This is a genomic window from Marinobacter sp. (genome assembly GCF_033722735.1).
In the GTDB taxonomy this organism is placed as follows: domain Bacteria; phylum Pseudomonadota; class Gammaproteobacteria; order Pseudomonadales; family Oleiphilaceae; genus Marinobacter.
The window spans coordinates 52388-73108 of sequence record NZ_JAWVYN010000006.1 but is presented as its reverse complement, the minus strand read 5'-3'; the positions used below and the strand labels follow the sequence as shown (position 1 = coordinate 73108).

Here is a 20721-nt window from a genome sequence, read left to right as displayed (position 1 = left end):
TCGGGCTTTTCAAGCCCCGCTAATCTTCCAGCAGGAAATGGGCCCGGGCGGTGGCGATGGGTTGGTTGCGGGATTTCTGCCAGGCCGTGATCATCACGTTGGCCACCCGGTTGCCCTGGCGGGTGAGCCGGCATTCGGCGAAGGTCTCCCGGTCCAGCCCGGCCCGCAGGTAATCCAGGGAGAAATCGACGATGCGGGGCATCCGCAGCACCTCCTGGGACATCATCAGGTAGATGGCCGCCGACATTTCCATGAAGCCACCGATCACCCCGCCGTGGATGGCCGGCAGGATCGGGTTGCCAATGTTGGACTCCTTGCGAGGCAGGCGGAAGATCAGGTCGTCGCCAAAGCGCTCGCACTGCAACCCGATGAAAGTGGCGTAGGGAATGTCGCCGAGCAGGCGGGAGAAATCCCCGGTTTCCTGGGTATATTGCAAAACCTCGGCGGTGGTCATGCCTCACCTCCAATGATCAGGTCGCGAAAGGATTTGGGGGTGGCTTCCTGGCCGATGCGCATGAAGGTGCCGACGCAGTGGGCAATCACCTTGTCGTTGTCCTGGTAGGCCTCACAGCGGGTAAAGATGATGTTCTTGGTCACCCGGTAGGCCTCGGCCCGGGCATACACGGGCCGGCGAGGCTCCGCCGGTCGCATGTAGTCCACCCGCAGATCCAGTGTCGGGCACAGCTCGAACTCCGGCAGGGCACAGATCATCACCGAGCCGGAGGCGGTGTCCATCAGGGTGGTGATGGCACCACCATGGATGACGCCGGTGTCCGGGTTGCCAACAATCTGTTCGCTGTAGGGCAAACACAGCACCAGCCGGTTCTCCTCGGCGTCTTCCACGGTCAACCCGAGCGCCCGCGACTGGGCCAGGGTCTCGATAAACCGGGTAACCCGGTCCATGCGTGTGTGATCGGTCATGGTTGTCGGCCTTCAGGTCTTTTTTTAACGTCAGCTTTCGCCGCCTTGTCGGTGGCACTCTCCGGCTCCTCGAACACCTTGCCGGAGCGCAGGGCCGTCAGTGCCTCGGAACGGAATTCCCGGCGGTAGAGTACGATCACCACCCAGGTGGAGGCGGCAATGAACGCCGCCGGGTGGATAAACCAGGCCACCACCGCCAGCGCGTAATAGTAGGAACGCAGCCCCAGATTGAAGGTGTCCCCGGCCATGTTGCACACCCGGGCGGCGCTGCGGGCAAAAGCTTCCCGGCCCGCCGGGCTGACCTGCCTGTCCCCGGGCGGCGGCGCCCCGCCGATCAGTACCGAGACAAAGTTGTACATTCGCATCGACCAGGTGAACTTGAAGAAGGCATAGATGAACACGATGAGCAGCACCACCATGCGCAGTTCCCAAATCTCCCGGCTGGGCAGGTTGCCAAAGGGCATGGTGCTGAACACTTCCATCACTTCCTGGGTGTACCCCAGCGCGGTGATGATACCGGCCAGGATCAGCAGGCTACTGGAGGCGAAGAAGGCGCCGTTGCGCTCCAGGTTGCCCACCACCGAGGCGTCGGAAATGCGATTCTCCCGACGCAGCATCACCCGCATCCAGTCCTCCCGGTAAAGGTCGAGGGTATTGGACAGACAGGGACGGTCATCGGCCCGGCGTTTGGAATAGGCGCTGTAACCCAGCCAGCAGATCAGAAACCAGACAAGCGCCAGGACATCCAGATATTCGGTCATCACAACAGGTTCCGGGGCCAGAACTGAAACTTTGGGGGCGAGGCGCGCATCATACCCGAAGGGGCCACGCCACTCCATACGGGCCCGGGCGTTCCTCTTACCTCTTCCAGGAATGTGGTATAAAACGCCGAGGGTGCGTTGGATTCAGGGCGTCTTTGACCATGGCGAAGTGCCTCTGCGCGCCTTTCTCTCACCTTAGATGGTGACTGGGGACAATACCAATCGAAACGGAAGGGAGTACGGGAGTGAGAAACCGCGTTTACCTGCGCTGGATAGCGCCGATATTTGCCTTGGGACTGGTCACCGGGTGCGCCGTCAACCCGGTCACCGGGGAGAGCCAGCTGTCGCTGATCCCGGAAAGTCAGGAATGGGCCATGGGGGCCGAACAGTATGTCCCCACCCAACAGACCCAGGGCGGCCAGTTCTATCTCGACCCCGAGCTCTCCGTCTACGTCCGGGAAGTGGGCCAGAAGCTTGCCGCGGTCAGTGACCGGCCGGACATGCCCTACGAATTTGTGGTGCTGAACAACAGCGTCCCCAATGCCTGGGCCCTGCCCTCGGGCAAGATTGCCATCAACCGGGGCCTGCTGGTGGAGCTGGAGGACGAAGCGCAGCTGGCGTCGGTCCTCGGCCATGAGATTGTCCACGCGGCGGCCCGACACAGCGTCCAGCGTATGCAGACCGGCATGATCCTCAATGCGGGCATGGCCGGCGTGGGCATGGCCGTGGCGGACAGTGAATGGGCCCAGATGGTGATGGGCGGTGCCGCCATGGGCGCGCAGCTGGCCCTGGCCCAGTATGGCCAGGGGGATGAACTGGAATCCGACCATTACGGCATCCGCTACATGGTGGAAGCGGGCTACGACCCGATGGCGGCGGTGGAACTGCAACAGCTGTTTGTGGAGATGTCCGAAGGCCAGCAAAGCAACTATCTGGCCAGCCTGTTCTCCACCCACCCACCCTCTCAGGCACGGGTCAACCGTAACCTGGAGCTGGCCCGGGAACTGGGTACCGGGGGCTATCGCGGCCGGGAAGTGTTCCAGAAACGCCTGGCCTTCCTGAAGAGCCGGCAACCGGCCTACGACGCCTACGATGAGGCGGTCAAACAGGTTCAGGCCGACAACCTGGAAGGCGCACTGGCCAGTGTCAACAAGGCCATCAAGCTGGAATCCGGCGAGGCCATGTTCTATGCCCTGCGCGGCCAGCTGAAGGAAGCGATGGACAAACCGGCCGCGGCGGCGGAAGACTTCGACAAGGCCGTGTCGCTGTATCCGGAAATGTTCCGTTACCGCCTGCAGCGGGGCCTGAATGCCTACGCCAGGAACGACCTGGCACGGGCCAGGACCGACCTCACCGAGGCCAACCGGGTGGTGCCAACGGCCATTGGTTACCTGCGGCTGGGAGACATTGCCGCGCGGGAAAATCGCCGGGACGACGCCATCGCCTTCTACAGCACCGCCGCCGAGGCTGGTGGCCCGGTGGGCGAAGAGGCCAGGAAGAAACTGGCCAAACTGAGCCAGAACTAAGCTGCTCGCCCGCCACCGCCCACGCTACACGTCGGGTGACCGAGGTTCAGGCGGCCCACAATCAGGGCCGCCGTCTCCTCCGGCCGCTCCAACATGAAGCAGTGACCGCCGGGTACTCGCTCCTTGGAAACCCAGGGCGACTGTTGCTGCCACCGATGTGCGGACTGCCCCACAAACGGGTAAGTCTTACTGCCAAAGAGGATGTGGGTTGGGGCCTTTACCCGTCGCAGCAATGGCCAGAGTCGACGAGGGTAGGAGCCAAACACTTCCGATTCCCGTTCCGGGCGGCACTTGAGCGTGACGCCGCCCTGCTCTGCCGGCTCCAGGCCATGGTCCAGATAGCTTTTCAGGCTGCGTTCATCCCAGCCACGGAAGCTACCCCGGTTGTGAAAATTGTGGTACGCATGCCGTTTCTCTTGCCAATGAGCCCGCCGTTTTCGCGCACGGCTGGCCATCGTGTTCCGTTGCCAAAGGCCGACGGCGCTTGAGAGCGCCATGATCCGCAGCATATTCGGTGAAAACAGGACCGGATCCAACAACACCGACTGCTGGAATAAGTCCGGCGACCGGGCCATCATCAATGCCGTCATCACCCCACCGAAACTGTGCCCCAACCCATACACGGTCACCGGCCCACCGGATTCGTCACGATAGTCGGGCAAATGGTGGCGCAGTACTTCCTCACACAGCGCCGCGGTGCCATTCCAGCCGCAGAACCGGCCCCCATGGTCACTGTCACCATGCCCCTGCACATCACTGATGAACAGATCGGCGTGGTCCAGCAGGGGCGACAGCATGTGTTCGTAGACCAGACCGGCATAACCATTGCCATGGACAAAATGGATCAACGGCCGGCCAGTCGGTTCATTACGCCACCCACGCAGGGTAAAGCCAAATGAGGTTTGGTAACTCCAGGGCTCCAGTTGATGGTGGAGGGAACTGATTGAATGCTGGGCCACGACGTCGTGCTCCTATTTGTTCAAACCGGCTGATTCGTATGCTCTTCCAAAAGTGCCATGCAAACAATTGCCTTTACTAAATGGTTGGCCCATAGCCAGCGGTTGCCCCATTGACGCGGCCAGACTGTCAGCTTTTGCATTGACAACTAGAGCAAAAACTCTAAAAATCGAAATTACCCTTACAACAACCGGACGAATTCCATGTTAGCCAGACGAATGCAACCCATGGCGTTTCAAGCCCGGCGCCTGTACGTGGAACTGATGTTCCAGGTGATGGGCAACGCCCTGCAGGCCATCAGTGAAGTTGACGCGACGGTTCAACAGGAGGCCAAGGCCCTTCCCGAGGGATTCCTGTTCGAGATGATGGTGATGCCCAACGGCGCCAGCCTGGTCATCGAACACCTGGGCGAAGGCCGCTTCAAGTACCACGGCAGCGACGCGCCGCGCCCGGTCGATCTGTCCATTCAGTTCAAGCACATTGCCCACGCCTTCCTGGTGCTCTCTTTCCAGGAGAAGACTTCGGTGGCCTTCGCCAACGATCGCATGCTGGTGGATGGCGACATCAGCTACGCCATCCGCATGACCCGGGTGCTGAACCGGCTGGAAGCCTTCATCCTGCCCCGCCTGATTGCCAAGCGCGCGGTCAAGGAATACCCGAAGAACCTGCACCTGCCCGAGAAGGTCCTCAGTGCAGCGAGGATCTACCTGAAAGTGGCAACCCAATTCTTTGAGACGGTGGTAGCGTAATGACCAACAAGTACTACGAGTTTTTCTGTCCGGTTAAAGTCATCGCTGGCAAGGCGGCCCTGGAACACATTCCCTATGAACTGAGCGGGCTGGGCGCTCAGCGTCCCATGATCATCACTGACAAGGGCGTGCGGGCCGCGGGTCTGCTGGAGCCTGTGGTCGCGGCCTGTGAAGAGAGCGACCTGGAGATCGCCAGCATCTACGACGATGTTCCGCCCGACTCGTCCACTACCGTGGTTCGGGATATTGCCGATGTCTACCGCAGCGAAAAGTGCGACTCGATCATTGCCGTGGGCGGCGGTTCCGCGATTGATACCGCCAAGGCCGTCAACATCCTGGTCTCTGAAGGCGGAGATGATATCGCCGAATACACCGGCGCCGGCGTACTGAAGCGAGCCCTCAAGCCATTTTTCGTGGTACCGACCACCGCGGGCACCGGCTCCGAGGTAACGGCGGTCGCGGTGATCGCCGACACCGAGAAGTCCGTAAAGCTGCCGTTCACATCGTCCTTCCTGCTGCCGAACGCGGCCATCATCGATCCCCGTATGACGCTGACCCTGCCGCCGCACATCACCGCGGCGACGGCCATGGATGCCATGACCCACGCCACCGAGGCGTTTACCTGCATGGCCAAGAACCCGCTCAGCGACGCCTACGCGACGGCCGCCATCAAGAAGATCAGCACCTCCCTGCTGACCGTCATGAACAACCCCAAGGATGCCGATGCCCGGCTGGAACTGGCGCAGGCCTCCACCATGGCCGGTATCGCCTTCTCCAACTCCATGGTGGGCCTGGTGCACGCCCTGGGTCACGCCACGGGCGCGATCTGTCACCTGCCCCACGGCCTGTGCATGAGCCTGTACCTGCCGTACGTGCTGGAATACAACCTGGAGAGCATCCGTGGGCCGCTCAGCGAGTTGCTGCTGTACCTGGATGGGCCCGAAGCCTACGCCGCCACACCGGCCAACCGTCGGGCCGAAGCCGCCATTGCCGCCATCCGCCGGCTGCGGGACGCCCTGTATAAGGAGTGCGAACTGCCCCGCACGCTGAAAGAAACCGGCAAGGTGGAAGAATCCCAGCTTGATGATATCGCCGCGTTGGCCCTGGACGACGGCTCCATCATGTTCAATCCCCGCGAGGCCGATCTCGAAGACGCCAAGGCGATCCTGCGCAAAGCCTGGGCCTGATCGCCCCTGCCCTGCCCCATGGCCCGGCCATCGAAGCCGGGCCATGGCTTTCCTGTCCTGCCGTTCTTTTTATTGCAAGCCATTGAAATCAACCTGGCAGTCCGTCATATTTTCGGTATTGGTGCATGGACGCAACCACACGCAAAAGCTCACCGGTGAGTCTCAGGAAGCCTGTCACGGGCTAAATCCGGCCTCAGGGCCGAAACCAATCAAGAACTTAGGGTCCCTGCGTCTATGCCTGCTCTTTCACGCGGACTTCAGGCTTTTGTCGTTACCGTTGCACTGTTGCTGTCAGCGGCAGCCTGGGCCAGCGAAGCCACGCCAGCCAAGGGCGCCACTGCCGATCTCGACGGCATCCTGCGGCTCAATGTCTCACCCAACGGCTATCCGCCGTACCTGATTGTGGAGGACCACAATCTGTCGGGCATTATCTGGGACGTGGTATCGCGCATTGCTGGAAGACTCGAGTACGATGTCGCCCCCATCCAGATTCCCCGCAAACGGGTCGATGAACTGGTGCTCAGGGGATACATCGACGCCACACCACGGGCAATAGAGTGGACCAAGCAACCGGAGCGTTTCCTGTTCACCGACCCCATCGTGAATGTGGAAGAAGTGTTCTTCTACCCCGCCAACACGGACTTCCGCTACCAGGCGCCCATGGACCTGGAAGCCAAGACCATTGTGACCCACCTGGGCTATCAGTACCCGGCCCTGCGACAGGTGTTCGAGTACGGCATGGCGGAACGGTTTGACGTCAATAACGACGTCGACATGTTCCGCTACCTGCTGGATGGGGATCGCTTCGACGCAGCCATTGCCGACCGCCTGGTGGGCCAGTGGATTATCCGCAACCACCCCAAGATGGACGGCCTGCTAACGGCCACCGACAACTCGGTGAGCAACTACGGCTTCCGCTTGATGGTCCGCCAGGATCTGGCAGAGTTTGTTGACGCGTTCAACGCCGAACTGGCCCAGCTCAAGGCCAGCGGAGAGCTGGATCGCATTCTGTCCGAGTATCGCTAGCTGGCCTTAACACGAGCGCTTCGCAGGTCCGAGCCCCCCTGGTTATTCCAGACGCCGCAGCAGGAGCATGGGCGAGACGCTCAGTACCGGCGCCAACTGCCAGCGGCCAAACACCGCCAACACCACCGAACTGATCACCGGCTCGGGCAGGATCACCGACCAGTGCCATTGAAACGCCCCTTCGAACATGCGCTGCTGCAGGGCCCACACCGCCGCCTCGGCGGCCAGCACCCCCAACCCCCCGGCCATGAAACCCAGCAGTGCGAATTCCAGCACGGTACTGCGTACCAGCAGTCGCTGACGCCCCCCCAGGGTGCGCAGTAACGCGCCCTCGCGCAGGCGGTCCCGGAGCGTGGCACTGACCACCGCCGCCATCACCACCAGCGCTGCCGCGAGGATCAGCGCCAGGATCGTCTCCACGGCCTGAGTCACCTGACGGACAATGGCCTGGATGCGCTCGATGATGTGGTCCACCTCCAGGACCGACACGGTGGGATAGCGAACGGCAAACTCGTTGAGGGCCGGTTTCTGAGTCGATGGCAAATGAAAGCTGGTGATCCAGGTGGCGGGCAGGTTTCGCAGCGCGCTGTCTGGCGGAAACGCCATGTAGAAGTTGGGCTTCATGCTGTCCCACTGAACCGTGCGAATGCTGGTGACCGGTTCGGTCAGGGTTTCGGCCCCAATGGTGAAGCCCAGCCGGTCCCCGACCTTCAGCCCCAACCGGTCCGCCAGCTCCGCCTCCACCGAGACACCGCTGGTCGCCCCGGCCGCAAACCAGCGCCCCGCGACGATCCGGTTGTCTTGCGGCAGGGTGTCCATCCAGGTCAGGTTGAGCTCACGGTTCAGCGCCCGCACCTCCCGGTCCTTGCTCACCGCCTGTCTCACCGGCTGGCCGTTCAGTTCGGTCAACCGGCCGCGGACCATCGGGTACAGGGCTTCCAGTTCATGACCACGCTCCCGCCAGAAGGCAGCCACGTCCTCAACGTCCGCCGGGGCGATGTTGATCAGGAAATGGTTGGGAGCCCGCTCCGGCAACTGGGCCTGCCATTCGCTCAGCAGGGAGGTGCGAACCAGCAACAGTGTGACGGCCAGCATGATGGTCATGGCAAACACCGCGATCTGGGACAGGGTACTGCGTCGGTGCCGATACAACGCCACCAACGCCAGCCGCCAGGCACTGCCACCGCCGGCCACCCGGCGCAACACCAGAATCAGCGCCCAGGCCGCCAGTGCCATTCCCCCCAACAGCAGGGCGAGTCCCGCCAGCAACGCCAGCACCAGTGACACATCCTGGGCGTACATCCAGACCAACGCAGTGATGGCGGCACCCGCCACCAGCATATCCGGCCAGGCCCGGCGACTCGATTCACCTGGCTCACTGCGCAGCACCCGCATGGCAGGCACACCCTGCAAGCGCCGCACCGGCGGATAGGCAAACGCAAACAACGATACTGATGCGGTGATCAATGCCGGGACCAGCCCACGGAGCTCCAGGCTGCTGTCGATGGGCCGGGCCAGCACCTGTTCCAGCACCACCGCCATGGCCCAGTACAGGGGCAAGGCTAGCAACAGACCGCCGGCGCAGCCGGTCAGCCCCCAGAGCACCAGCCGTCGCAGGTACAGACGGCCTATGCCCAGACCGGTCATCCCCAGGGTTTTCAGCAGGGCCACGGTGTCCCGCTGGCCCAGGGCGTATTCGCGACTGGCCACGGCCACCGCCACCGCCGCCAGCACCACCGCCAGGCTGCCGCCCAGCAGGAGGAAGCGCTCTGCCCGCTGCAAGGAACGGGACAGGGTTTCACCGTCGCGGATGCTTTCCCACTCGTGGCTGGGCTCAAGCCGGGGAACCAGCCACCGGTAATAGTCGTCCAGGTCAGGCTCGTCGCCGGCAAACAACGCGACGTACTCCACCCGACTGCCTTCCTGCACCACGCCGGTGGCGGCGACGTCGTCCGCGTGCATCATGATGCGCGGTGCCAGGGCGGCCATGCTGAAGCCCCCATCCGGTTCCCGCAGCAGCAGGCCGCTGATGGTCAGGCTGAGGTTGCCCACTTCGAGGCTGTCGCCAACCGACAGGCCCAGCAGACTCATCAGGCGGGGGTTCAACCAGACCTCCCCCCGCCGGGGCCCCTGCCCCACCCGCTGGCGATCGGCCTCGGCGTGCGGCTGCATCTCGATCTCGCCCCGCAGTGGATAGTGGTCATCAACCGCCTTGACCGACACCAGCTGGAACCGGCCTCCACCGAAGGCCATGGTGGAGAAGCGAACCATATGGGCTGTGCGAATGTCCCGGTCCTGCGCCTCCTGCCACCAGGCCTGGGGTATCGGCCGGCCGTGTTCGGCTTCCAGCTGGCGATCAGCGGCAAGGAAGGCGCTGGCGGAGGAAACCAGGGTTTTCTGGAGCAACGCGGCGAACAACCCGATGGTGGCCACGGTGGCGACCGCCACCACCAGGGCCATGATGACCACGCGGACATCCCGCTGCCGCAGGTCCCGTCTAACCGAAGCCAACTGGTGACGGCTGTCCATCAGTCCATCTCCCGGAATTCGGTCACCCTGCCGGCATCGATGGCAAAACGCCGCTGGCAGCGACCGGCCAGCTGTTCGTCGTGGGTGACCAGCACCAGGGTGGTGCCCTGCTCCTGGTTCAGGGCCATCAGCAGTTCGGAAATGGTCTGGCCGGTGTGGTTGTCCAGGTTGCCGGTGGGCTCGTCGGCGAACAGCACCGCCGGATTGGACGCAAAGGCCCGGGCAATGGCCACCCGCTGCTGTTCCCCCCCGGACAGCTGCCTCGGCGTGTGACGCAGGCGCTCCCCCAACCCCACCCGATGCAACAACTCCCGGGCCTGTTCGGCCGGTGCGGCCTGCCCCGCCAGTTCCAGCGGCAGCATCACGTTCTCCAGCGCCGAAAGCGCCGGCAACAGCTGAAACGACTGGAACACAAACCCGACCCGTTGTGCTCGCAAACGGGCCCGCTGGTCTTCGTCCAGTTCGCTGATCGCCTCTCCGTCGAGTTCGATGAGCCCTTGCGATGGGCTGTCGAGCCCGGCCATCAATCCAAGCAGCGTCGTCTTGCCGGACCCGGATCGGCCGAGAATCGCCACTGACTCGCCGCGGTTGATTTCGAGACTGACCCCTTGCAAGATCGTTATCGTATCGGCTCCCAGGCTCACCCGATGGGTCAACCCCGCCACTTTCAACATGGTGCGCCGGGATACTGGGGAAAGACTGGGAGAATCGGTCACTGCCACTCCTTGTGTGCTGATGCGGCCTGGAACAAAGGAAGCTACTGTCGATGCAGGTACTTATGGATACGTTAAGAACCGCCCTCAGATCAACTATTTTTCTGATGCTGGCACTGTATGCCCTGGTCCTGCAGGCAAACCAGAGCACAGTACTGGTGCTCGGCGACAGCCTCAGTGCGGCCTATGGCGTCCAGGTGGAGCAGGCCTGGGTATCCTTACTGCGGGACCGGCTCACTGAGGAAGAATTGGCCCAGTGGCGAGTAATCAACGCCAGCATCAGCGGCGAAACCACCGATGGCGGCCTGCGGCGGCTCCCGGAATTGCTGGAGCTGCATTCCCCGGATGTGGTGATCATCGAGCTTGGCGGCAACGACGGCCTGCGGGGTTTTCCACCGTCAGTGATCGAGGCCAACCTGTCGCAACTGATTACCCTTTCCCGAAACGCCGGCGCCACCCCCCTGCTGGTGGGGATACAGATTCCACCCAACTACGGCCCCCGCTATACCTCCCGGTTTGCCGACATCTACCCGACGCTGGCTGAACGCCACGACATACCGCTGGTTCCATTCTTCCTCGAGGGCATCTACAACCAGGACGGCATGATGCAACGGGACGGCATCCATCCGACCGCCGATGCCCAGCAGCGGCTGTTGGACAACGTCTGGCCGCACCTGGAAGCCCTGCTGAGATCCTGAGCAACCGCGAGCGTCCCTTAACCGGTCACCGTATCCAGGAACGCCACCGCACGGCGCTCCGACCAGTAATAACCATCCCGGGCGTGCTCCACGAATCCCACGTGCCCCCCCCAGCGAGGAGTCTCCAGCGTCACGCAATCGCCCAGCACCCGGCGTTCTTGTGGGAAGCATTGTGGCGACAGGAAGGGATCATCGATTGCATTGACGATCAGCGACGGCACCCCGACTGCGTGCAGGTGGGGCAGGCAGGAACATCTGGCCCAGTAGTCCTCGGCATCCCGGAAACCGTGCAGCGGCGCGGTGTAACGGTCATCAAATTCCCGGAAGCAGCGGATACGTTCGAATCCCTCCACATCGATGACTCCGGGAAAGCGTTCCGCCTTGATCCGCATCTTGCGGTGCAGGTCCCGCAGGAACCGCTGCATGTAGATACGGCGGGAGGGCCTGGCCAGCACTTCGGCACTGCTCCCCAGGTCACAGGGAACCGAGAAGGTGACCGCCCCCCGGATCCGCACATCCAGTTGTGAGCCCTGCTGGGCCAGATAGAGCATGGTCAGGTTGCCTCCCATGCTGAACCCACACAAGGAGAGGCTGAGGTAATTCCGGTCCAGGGCATGGTGCACCACCCGGGCCAGGTCCTCGGTGGCGCCACTGTGATAGAACCGGGGCAACCGGTTTATCACCCCGCCGCAGGACCGGAAATTCCAGGCCAGCACGTCCCAACCCGCCCGCATCAGGGCCCTGGCCAGCCCCAGCATGTAGGGACGCCGGCTGTGACCCTCCAGCCCGTGGGAGAGGATGGCAAGCCTGCGACTGCCGGTACGGTACCAGTCCAGGTGGAGTTCATCACCGTCACTGGTTTCGATCCGTTCCGGTTCTGGCTCAGTCAGCGCGACGGATCGGAACAGGGTAGGCCACACCGATTGCAGGTGACCACTGCGCAGCCATCCCGGCGGACGATAGTGGTACACCCGGGCGCCGCTGCCGGCCGGAATCGGATGGGGTTCGGAAGAAAGACTGTTCATCGCTGCCTGCACGCCCACAATAGGACAAGTTTTAACCAATCAATTCAGGGGGTTGACCCGGACCAACAAAGCTCTTATCATGCGCGCCTCGTTGATGCTGTTCCCCGATAGCTCAGTTGGTAGAGCAACGGACTGTTAATCCGTTTGTCGCTGGTTCGAGCCCAGCTCGGGGAGCCACTTATTCCAAGAAAGCCGCTGCCAGTCAGCGGCTTTTTTATTGGCCAGCACTGAATACTCTACTTTTACGCCGTTTCCTGCCTGCCAGGCAAGCCCCATCCAGACGATCGGACCGGCCCGGCGCATTGCCCGCCGGGATCAACCAACCTCTGGCCGATTCATAAACTCCCGCAGTACCTGAAACAAGGTAACACTGTCCCGGCTGCCCGCCAGTTCACGGATCGAGTGCATACCAAACTGGGGCACCCCGATATCCAGGGTGGTGACCCCCAAGGCCCCTGCCGTCAGCGGTCCAATGGTGCTGCCGCAGGCCATGTCACTACGAACCACGAAACTCTGGTGAGGTAACCCCAGCTCATCGCTGATGTGGCGGTACAGGGCGGCCGACCGGCTGTTGGTGGCGTAGCGCTGATTGTGGTTGATCTTGATCACCGGTCCCTGGTTGAGCACCGGCCCGTGGTTGGCGTCGTGCCGGTCCGTGTAATTGGGATGGATACCGTGGGCGTTGTCCGCCGAGATCATCATCGACCGGGAAATGGCCCGGTCCCTGGCCTCGCCGCCACACCAGCGCTCCAGCACCGAGGCCAGGAACGGCCCCTGAGCCCCTTCCGCCGACACACTGCCCACTTCTTCATGGTCGTTGCAGACGAACAGGGACGGCTCCTTGCCGTCGCTGGCCAGCAGAGCCTGGATGCCGATGTAGCAACTGAGCAGGTTATCCAGGCGCGCCGAGGCGATGAACTCCTCACGCAGGCCCACGAAACCGGCGGGCTGCGTGTCGTAAAAGCTGAGTTCATAGCCCAGCACCTTGGCCACGGCCAACTCCGGATGCTCCTGCGCGATCTGTTCCTTGAGCAGATCGGCGAAGGTGGTGCTGTCGCTCTCGGGCACCTGCATCATCACCGGAGGCAAATCGGTCTGGGCGTTCACCGAACGGCTTTCGTTGGCTTCGCGGTCCAGGTGAATCGCCAGGCTGGGAATGAACGCCACCGGCTTACGGAAATCCACCAGGGTGTCGGTGACCTTGCCCGCCTTGTCCAGGTAGCTGACCCGACCGGCCAAGGACAAATCGCGGTCGAACCAGGGATTGAGCAAGACACCACCGTAGGTCTCGACCCCCAGTTGGAAGTAGCCCTTACGGCGCAGCTCCGGATTGGGCTTGACCTTCAGACAGGGGCTGTCGGAATGGGCGCCCACCATCCGGACCCCCCGCTCCACCGGGCCCTGCGCCCCGGTGCGGAACGCCACCAACGAAGAACCGTTGCGAACCACGTAATACCCCCGGGACGATTCCAACTGCCAGGCATCACGCTCCTCCAGTCGCACAAAACCGGCCTCATCCAGCAGGCCGGCCATTTGCCTCACCGCATGCCAGGGCGTGGGCGAGCATTGCAGAAAGGTGAGCAGGTTTTGGTTAAAATCCTGGTGTTCCATGATGCCTCTAATTCGCTGAAAATCGGTGTAATAATCGGTGTAATAGTATGGCATGATGCCATGTCTTGCGATAAGACAGAAATTGCTTAGCCCAAGCCGCTACCGGCAGGAGTCTGCGTTGTCCATTCCCCGTTTTCTCGATCTCGAATATTGTCAGTCCGATGAGGTGTTCTTTCCCACGGCCATTGCCTGGTCCCTGGCCGATGGCCGCATGAAAACCGTCATGATTGAGCCGGACGAGAGCTGGTTGCCCGGCGATTTCGATCCGCCGGATGTTGACGTTCGCCTGCTCCTGGAGCAGGGCGTGCCATTGATTGAACTGGTCCGGGCCCTGCACGAAGACCTGCCAAACGAGACCGTCTACACCGACGGCCTGGACCCGGATGAAACCCTGGTGGACCTGATCTTCGAGGCCGTAGGCATGGAAGCGCCCTTCGAGCTGGCGCCAGTCACCGAGCTGATCACCAGCCTGGACAGTCAGGCCATTGAAGACCGGCGCCGGCACCTGATGTTTGAACAGGGCCTGGAACCCCAGTTACCGGAAAACGGCGTCTACGCCCTGCTGCTGCTGGCCCAGGAGGAGGGATTGATCGACCCATCCTGAGCAGGCTGGCAACCGGACGGTCACTTTCAAATCCATCGCCACTGCTTGTGGCCCCTTCGGCAACCCGCTAATTGTGACCTGGGTCGACGTAACATTCGGTTACAGAAGGCAGAATCTGCCGGAATTCCGCGTATTTTCAGGAACCACCGTGACCATGAACAAGCTGTTGCAATCCCTGCCACTGGTGCTCGCGCCCCCCCTGCTTCTGCCCGTTCCGTTGCAGGCCCTGGCCGACAACGACGTTCCCCGGGAGGAGCTGAACTACGTCGGCCTGCTGGCAACCGCACTGAATCACCGCTCGATTGGGGGTGACACCAAGGGCAAGGCCTGGAGCAACGCCGGCACCTTGGTGATTGGCGGCCATATTACCGACCTGTTCCATGCGGAGCTGCGGGCCGGCGGCGGCCTCTCGGAAGGGACGGTCGATGGCGAACTGGAGCTGGATATTGAACACTTCGCCAGCTGGTACATCGGCCTGCACTATCCGGTCACGGACTACGCCAACGTGTATGGCCAGTTTGGCTTTTCCCATATCCAGGGCGAGGCCAGCCTGACCGCAAAAGGTCTGGCCCGGGAAGCCGACCCGGAAGACGGCTCCCCCTACGCGGATCTGGCGAGCAAATACCCGGACAGTGACTTCAGCGTGAGCTGGATCATCGGTGCCGACGTCGAAGTGCTGGACAATGCCTACCTGGTCTTCGAGGGCGGCCGCCTATTCAAGGACACCGGTACCGGCGCCAACACCTTCCAGTTCTCCAGCGGCCTTCGCTACGAGTTCTGACATCGATCCCCCCGGTGAGGCCGTCCCCTCTTAGCGGTGGCGAATGTGCCAGCACCGGTGGATCTTTGGGTTGCGCTGGAAATCCCGATCGATGGTGGACGGACTCACCTCCTTGACGGCAAACGCCTGCTCCAACTCGGCGTCCAACCTGAACCGCCGGAAGTTGTTGGAAAAGATCAGAAGCCCATTCTCAGCCAGCCGCGCCATGGCCTGACGAATGAGGGTGCCGTGGTCCCGTTGAATATCCAGCACATCGGCCATTCGCGCCGAGTTGGAGAAGGTGGGCGGATCCATGAAGATCAAATCAAATTCCTCACCCGCGGCCGGCCGCTGGGCCAACCATTTCAGGCAATCCGCCTGGTCCACCCGGTGCGCCTTGCGGTCGACCCCATTCAGGGCCAGGTTGTCCCGGGCCCAACGCACGTAGGTGTTGGACATGTCCAGGCTGAGGGAGCGGCTGGCGCCCCCCACGGCGGCATGCACCGAGGCGGCGCCGGTGTAGCAGAACAGGTTGAGGAACCGTTTGCCGGCAGCGTGCTGCTGTATCCAGTGACGAACCGGCCGGTGGTCCAGGAACAGCCCGGTATCCAGGTAGTCCTTCAGGTTGACCCGCAACTGGCAGCCGTGTTCGTGGACGGTCAGGAACTCACCGGTAACGGCCTGCTTTTCGTACTGGCTGGTTCCGGACTGGCGTTGGCGCTGCTTGCACACCATTCGGTTGGGGTCGATGCCCAACGTCTCAGGGATCACCGCCAGGGCCTCGGCCAGGCGGTCCCGGGCGGCCCGGGCGTCCACCGACTTCGGAGCCTGGTATTCCTGAACGTGCACCCAACCGTCGTACAGATCAATCGCCAGGGCAAACTCCGGCATGTCGGCGTCGTACAACCGATAGCATTCAATGTTCTGCTTTTTTGCCCACTGCCCAATCGCTTTCAGGTTTTTCTTCAAGCGATTTGCCAGCATGGCCGCCCGCTCCGGGTTGCGGATGCGCGGGATCAGTTCGCCCGATTCCGCCCCTTCCCGCGGCGTCATCTCGCTGGCCTCATCAATGTTAAACAGCAGCAATTGGGCCGGTAGCTTGCCGTTGTAGAGCTTGTACTGCTTGTAGCTGCGCAGGCCGATGTACTTGCCGTATTCCGGTGCGCCGGTGAACACCGCCAGCTGCCACCCCATGGCGCCGCGTTTCACCGCGGCCCCCAACTGACGGTAGAGCTCCGGTAGCTGACGGCGCTCGCTCAGGCGCTCGCCATAGGGAGGGTTGGTCAGCACCAGGCCTTTCTCCGCCCACTGGCCGTCCAGGCAAAATGCCTCTACCGGGCGGCACTCCACGTGCACCACACCTTCCAGTCCGGCACGCTGGATATTACGCCAGGCGGTAGCAATCACCGGCTTGTCGCGGTCAAACCCCGCCAGCTTGAGAGCCGTATTGGATCGTCCCTCGTAGGCGCGACGTTCCGCCTCCTGCCGCAAGTCACGCCATAACTCGGGCTGGTGCCCAAGCCATCGCTCAAAGCCGAACCGTTGACGCTGACGCCCCGGGGCCAGGTCCAGGGCCATCATCGCCGCCTCGATCACCAGCGTTCCGGAACCGCACATGGGATCGGCGAAGTGGCCTCCCAGGCGCGCAATCTCGGGCCAACCGGCACGCAGTAACAGCGCGGCGGCGAGGTTCTCCTTCAGGGGCGCGGCACCCTTTTCGGTGCGATAGCCCCGTTTGTGCAGGCTTTCGCCGCTCAAATCGATGCCCAGCGACAGCTTGCCCCGATGCAATCGGGCTGAAATCAATACGTCTGGATCCCGCGCGGCCACCGCTGGCCGCTGACCAGCGGCATTACGCAACCTGTCCACCACCGCATCCTTCACCCGCTGGGCGCCGAACTGGGTATTGCGAATGACCTGGTTCTGGCCGGAGAAGGCCACCTTGAACGACCCTGTTATAGCCAGGTGCTGGCTCCAGTCCACGTCGAGGACCCCCTGATACAGACTGTCGACGGAATCGGCGTCGATCTCGGCCAGGTGAAGGATGACCCGGTTTGCCAACCGCGACCAGAGACAGGCGCGATAACCCGAGGCCAGCTCACCCCTCACCCAAACGCCCGCCGGCGTATTGCGCACCGGCTCCATCCCGAGGGACGCCATTTCGTCCGCCAGCAAATATTCCACGCCCTTGGGGCAGCTCACAAAGAACAGTTGGTTGGACAAGTCTCACTCCTCGGGTTTTCGACAGAGAGCTGGTGATCAAAAAGGCGCCCTAGTCTGCCAGAAAAGCAGGGTCACCGCCCTTGCAACCGGCGCAATCGGGTCATCTTTATTTCATACAAACATAAAGAACCCGAAATATAGATGAAATAATTAGTGTACATCGGCGTCTGGTTCATCTTACCTTGTAAGTGACGCGTTAGATATTGGGGCCCAGACAGTGTCCCAATCAAAGGATCCTGACTGCCTTGGATGTGCCGGGTACAGCCGTGTGAGCTCGTTAACGAGCAGAGGCTTCGAAGGTCACCTTGGCAGGTGTGCACACGCTTGTTCTGAAAACCCATCATGTGAGGAACGGCATGAAGAGACAGAAAAGAGATGTGTACGCTCGCGCATTCAAACGGGGTTACATGGCCGGAGTGTCCGGAAAATCAAAAGACAGCTGCCCGATTGAACAGGCTGAAGTAAGACAGGAGTGGCTGAATGGGTGGCGAGAAGGCCGAACAGATAACTGGGAGGGCATGACCGGAGTTTCAGGCATCCATAAAATGTCCAACGTGACCGCCTGAGCTATCAGCAACGAACCCTGATTACGAGTGTCTGAGTCGTTCAATTCATAAACCGGGCGTGGGAACGCCCCAGAAGAACGAAACAATCCAGAAGAAACTTCGCGTAAAAAGCAAAACGGGTCCTCCAGACCCGTATCACACCAAGAAGCGCCACGGGGTTTGTTCCCCGCAAGGGCCCGCTAAGCGGGCCCACTCTTTTTTGGCTTCCTGTTTTAGTCTCCCGGCTGACAACCTCCCCAACCCGTCAGCCTGCGTTCCAGGCCACTATTTCAGGGTCCGTATCGCTTCCACCGCCTCCGAGATCAGCTCCGGTCCCCGGTAAATAAAGCCGGTGTAGATCTGAACCAGTTTGGCCCCCGCCCGGATCTTTTCGGCCGCTGACGCGCCGTCGGTGATGCCACCCACACCGATGATGGGCAACCTGTCACCCAGTTCCGCGTACAGGCCTTCGATCACCCGAAGCGAAGGCCCCCGCACCGGCGCGCCGCTCAGCCCGCCGGCCTCGCCCGCCAACCGGTGCCCGGCCACCGCATCCCGGGCAATGGTGGTGTTGGTGGCAATCACTCCATCCATCTCCGCCTGGCGGAGCTCATTGGCCACAAAACGAATCCCCTCTTCATCCATGTCCGGAGCGATCTTCACGGCAATCGGAACGTACTTACCGTGTTTCTCATGCTGGATGCGCTGTTCTTCCTTGATGGCGGCCAACAGACCCTTGAGTGAGTCGCCAAATTGAAGATCACGCAGCCCTGGGGTATTGGGTGAGGACACATTGACCGTGATGTAATTGGCCCGGCTGTACACCGCCGCGATCCCCTTGCGGTAATCACTGTTGGCCTCCTCGGCCGGCGTCAGTTTGTTCTTGCCGACGTTGATTCCCAGCACGCCGGGATAGCGCATCCCGTCGACCTGGGCGATCAAATGCTCCAGGCCCTCGTTATTGAACCCCATCCGGTTGATGATGGCCTGGTGCTCTGGCAGGCGGAACAGGCGAGGCCTGGGGTTACCTGGCTGGGGCAAAGGAGTCACCGTGCCCACCTCCACGAACCCAAACCCCAGCGCCCCCAAGGCATCGGCGTGGTCGGCATTCTTATCCAGCCCGGCCGCCAATCCGACCGGGTTGGGAAACTTGAGTCCCATGACTTCCACTGGCAGGGGCTTGACCTTTGGCACCAACGCGGACAGCAGGCCGGTCCGGTTGGCCAGATCCAGTCCGGAGAGGGCCAGGCTGTGGGCAGTTTCTGGCGGCAATCGGAACAACAGGTGACGAAGCAGGCCGTACATTACATAACTCCTCGCAGTGATCATGGGCGCCTAATAACGGGGAAAACCGCGCCGGCAATGAGGGCGCAGTATACCGAAAGTTTTCCACAGACGCGCCTACCCCACTTAAGTGACGGCTAAATGTCTGTGTGATTAAGGTCCCGTGATGTTTTCCACGATTTCTGTGGATAAGTCTGTTGAAAATAGGTCGAGATTTTTTGCCAAGCCTTGGGGAACGCGCCAGCCTGCAAATTGGTTGTTTTTTGATCAATTATAACCGGCTGAAATTTGGCCTTTTTTGCAATCTAAGGTCCTAGTGTTTCCTATAGATGTAATCAATTGTCATCTCTATGTAACACGGGGGGATGTGCATAAAGATGACACTTCCATCACACTTTAAGGAGTTCTCCCAAGGGAAATTTGCAATGAAGGAATCCGTCTCGATACCGGACAGATCCGGTGATTATGCCCGTGAAGCCGCAGCCGCTGGCCGGGTTACGCTCATTGGCATGGTTCTGGACCTGGTGCTGGGCGCGATCAAGTGTTTGGGGGGCGCCCTCTTCCATTCCCAGGCACTGTTGGCCGACGGCATCCACTCATTGTCCGATGCGGCCTCCGACCTGATCGTGATCGGCGTGATGAAGGCCGCCCGCCGCGAACCTGACCAGGGCCACCCCTACGGCCACCAACGCATCGAGACCATGGGCACCATGCTGTTGGGCAGCGCCCTGATAGCCGTGGGTGCCGCGCTGGCATGGGACAATATCCTGCGCCTACTGGAATCCGGCGCTGCGCCCCTGCCCCAGTGGCCGGTACTGGCCGCTGCCACTGTCTCCATTGCCGCCAAGGAATGGATCTACCACTATACCCGGCGTGTGGGCGAGGCCATCCGCTCGGAACTGATCATCGCCAATGCGTGGCACAGTCGAACCGACGCCTTCTCCTCCATTCTGGTGCTGGTTTCCGTCGCCGGAGCGATGGCTGGTCACGTCTGGCTGGATGCGCTGGCGGCCATTGCCATTGGCATCATCGTCGGCCATATCGGCTGGGGCTTTACCTGGCGCAGTGTCAAGGAACTGGTGGACACCGGCATTCCCCAGCCGGAAATCGACCGCCTGAAGGCCATCGCCCGGTCCACCGAAGGTGTGCGCAATGTGCACGACCTGCGCAGCCGCCGCATGGGCCAGAACATTCTGCTGGATGTGCACCTGGTGGTCAGCCCGGATGTCAGCGTGTCGGAAGGCCATCAGATCGGCATGCAAGTGGTGGAGCGGATGCGGGAAACCCTGCCAGACATTGCACAGATTACCTTCCACATCGATGCGGAGAATGATGAGCAGGGTCCGCCCACCTCGATCCGGTTGCCCAATCGCCAGGCCATCGAGCGTGAGATCTGCCGCTACCTGGGTGAAACACCCAAGCATGACCGGCTCCGGCTCCATTACCTGCGCAACAAGGTGCACCTGGAACTGTTCATCGAAAACGAATTGGCCGAGCACCGACAACTCAGCCTGGAACAGTTGCGCAGCCACCTGGAAACCCAGCCCTGGTTTGGCAGCCTGCGCATCTGGCGCTCACAGCATCACTGAATTCTGTTACGAT

19 protein-coding genes and 1 tRNA gene are annotated in these 20721 nt (G+C 61.7%); 10 read left to right on the top strand and 10 right to left on the bottom strand.

Features of this window, described 5'->3' with window-relative positions:
- Positions 1–19: 19 nt before the first annotated feature.
- Genes R3175_RS06480 through R3175_RS06470 form a run of 3 tightly spaced genes read right to left on the bottom strand, consistent with a single transcriptional unit; the run spans position 20 to position 1682 of the window.
- Positions 20–454, bottom strand: coding sequence for a PaaI family thioesterase (locus R3175_RS06480; protein WP_318943057.1), 435 nt, complete (start codon positions 452–454; stop codon positions 20–22).
- Positions 451–921: a PaaI family thioesterase gene (locus R3175_RS06475; protein ID WP_318943056.1), complete on the bottom strand. Its 471-nt coding sequence runs from the start codon at positions 919–921 to the stop codon at positions 451–453. The genes R3175_RS06480 and R3175_RS06475 overlap by 4 nt, the downstream gene beginning before the upstream one ends.
- Complete coding sequence (locus R3175_RS06470; RefSeq protein WP_318943055.1) at positions 918–1682, bottom strand: DUF599 domain-containing protein; 765 nt, start codon at positions 1680–1682, stop codon at positions 918–920. The genes R3175_RS06475 and R3175_RS06470 overlap by 4 nt, the downstream gene beginning before the upstream one ends.
- Positions 1683–1927: 245 nt before the next feature.
- Here R3175_RS06470 and R3175_RS06465 point away from each other — a divergent pair, with 245 nt between their 5' ends.
- Positions 1928–3208 (top strand): M48 family metalloprotease, encoded by a 1281-nt coding sequence (locus tag R3175_RS06465; RefSeq protein WP_318943054.1) that lies wholly within the window; start codon positions 1928–1930, stop codon positions 3206–3208.
- Here R3175_RS06465 and R3175_RS06460 read toward each other — a convergent pair.
- Positions 3205–4167: an alpha/beta hydrolase gene (locus R3175_RS06460; protein ID WP_318943053.1), complete on the bottom strand. Its 963-nt coding sequence runs from the start codon at positions 4165–4167 to the stop codon at positions 3205–3207. The genes R3175_RS06465 and R3175_RS06460 overlap by 4 nt on opposite strands.
- Positions 4168–4368: 201 nt before the next feature.
- Here R3175_RS06460 and R3175_RS06455 point away from each other — a divergent pair, with 201 nt between their 5' ends.
- The 3 genes from R3175_RS06455 to R3175_RS06445 all read left to right on the top strand — a co-directional run bounded on the left by R3175_RS06455 (position 4369) and on the right by R3175_RS06445 (position 7127).
- Entirely contained in the window at positions 4369–4914 is a 546-nt protein-coding gene (locus tag R3175_RS06455) for a hypothetical protein (RefSeq protein ID WP_318943052.1), read from the top strand.
- Positions 4914–6101 carry an iron-containing alcohol dehydrogenase gene (locus R3175_RS06450; protein ID WP_318943051.1) on the top strand — a complete coding sequence of 396 codons (1188 nt, stop codon included), beginning with the start codon at positions 4914–4916 and terminating at the stop codon, positions 6099–6101. Before R3175_RS06455 ends, R3175_RS06450 begins: the two co-directional genes overlap by 1 nt.
- Before the next feature lie 234 nt (positions 6102–6335).
- Positions 6336–7127, top strand: a complete 792-nt coding sequence (locus R3175_RS06445) for a substrate-binding periplasmic protein (RefSeq protein WP_318943050.1) — start codon at positions 6336–6338, stop codon at positions 7125–7127.
- A 42-nt stretch (positions 7128–7169) separates the two neighbouring features.
- Here R3175_RS06445 and R3175_RS06440 read toward each other — a convergent pair whose 3' ends face one another.
- Both R3175_RS06440 and R3175_RS06435 read right to left on the bottom strand, forming a co-directional pair.
- Entirely contained in the window at positions 7170–9656 is a 2487-nt protein-coding gene (locus R3175_RS06440; protein ID WP_318943049.1) for an ABC transporter permease, read from the bottom strand.
- Positions 9656–10330: an ABC transporter ATP-binding protein gene (locus R3175_RS06435; RefSeq protein ID WP_318943129.1), complete on the bottom strand. Its 675-nt coding sequence runs from the start codon at positions 10328–10330 to the stop codon at positions 9656–9658. The genes R3175_RS06440 and R3175_RS06435 overlap by 1 nt, the downstream gene beginning before the upstream one ends.
- Before the next feature lie 92 nt (positions 10331–10422).
- Here R3175_RS06435 and R3175_RS06430 point away from each other — a divergent pair, with 92 nt between their 5' ends.
- Positions 10423–11067, top strand: coding sequence for an arylesterase (locus R3175_RS06430; RefSeq protein ID WP_318943048.1), 645 nt, complete (start codon positions 10423–10425; stop codon positions 11065–11067).
- Positions 11068–11084: 17 nt separating this feature from the next.
- Here the strand turns inward: R3175_RS06430 and R3175_RS06425 are convergent, their stop codons facing one another.
- Entirely contained in the window at positions 11085–12092 is a 1008-nt protein-coding gene (locus R3175_RS06425) for a YheT family hydrolase (protein ID WP_318943047.1), read from the bottom strand.
- 101 nt (positions 12093–12193) lie between these two features.
- Here R3175_RS06425 and R3175_RS06420 point away from each other — a divergent pair.
- Positions 12194–12269: transfer RNA gene (locus tag R3175_RS06420), tRNA-Asn, on the top strand.
- 138 nt (positions 12270–12407) lie between these two features.
- On the opposite strand, the gene R3175_RS06415 is transcribed toward R3175_RS06420, so the two are convergent.
- Positions 12408–13703, bottom strand: coding sequence for a M18 family aminopeptidase (locus tag R3175_RS06415; RefSeq protein ID WP_318943128.1), 1296 nt, complete (start codon positions 13701–13703; stop codon positions 12408–12410).
- 118 nt (positions 13704–13821) lie between these two features.
- Here R3175_RS06415 and R3175_RS06410 point away from each other — a divergent pair, with 118 nt between their 5' ends.
- Positions 13822–14307, top strand: a complete 486-nt coding sequence (locus R3175_RS06410; RefSeq protein WP_318943046.1) for a hypothetical protein — start codon at positions 13822–13824, stop codon at positions 14305–14307.
- 154 nt (positions 14308–14461) lie between these two features.
- Entirely contained in the window at positions 14462–15088 is a 627-nt protein-coding gene (locus R3175_RS06405) for an outer membrane beta-barrel protein (RefSeq protein WP_318943127.1), read from the top strand.
- A gap of 30 nt (positions 15089–15118) precedes the next feature.
- Here R3175_RS06405 and rlmKL read toward each other — a convergent pair whose 3' ends face one another.
- The gene (rlmKL, locus tag R3175_RS06400; RefSeq protein WP_318943045.1) at positions 15119–17290 is read right to left on the bottom strand and encodes a bifunctional 23S rRNA (guanine(2069)-N(7))-methyltransferase RlmK/23S rRNA (guanine(2445)-N(2))-methyltransferase RlmL; all 2172 of its coding nucleotides are present in this window, start codon (positions 17288–17290) and stop codon (positions 15119–15121) included.
- A 356-nt stretch (positions 17291–17646) separates the two neighbouring features.
- Between rlmKL and rmf the strand changes: the two genes are divergently transcribed.
- Positions 17647–17856 carry a ribosome modulation factor gene (gene rmf / locus R3175_RS06395; RefSeq protein WP_318943044.1) on the top strand — a complete coding sequence of 70 codons (210 nt, stop codon included), beginning with the start codon at positions 17647–17649 and terminating at the stop codon, positions 17854–17856.
- Between the two features lie 264 nt (positions 17857–18120).
- Here the strand turns inward: rmf and R3175_RS06390 are convergent, their stop codons facing one another.
- The gene (locus R3175_RS06390) at positions 18121–19140 is read right to left on the bottom strand and encodes a quinone-dependent dihydroorotate dehydrogenase (RefSeq protein ID WP_318943043.1); all 1020 of its coding nucleotides are present in this window, start codon (positions 19138–19140) and stop codon (positions 18121–18123) included.
- 404 nt (positions 19141–19544) lie between these two features.
- Between R3175_RS06390 and R3175_RS06385 the strand changes: the two genes are divergently transcribed.
- Complete coding sequence (locus R3175_RS06385) at positions 19545–20708, top strand: cation diffusion facilitator family transporter (RefSeq protein WP_318943042.1); 1164 nt, start codon at positions 19545–19547, stop codon at positions 20706–20708.
- Positions 20709–20721 lie beyond the last annotated feature (13 nt).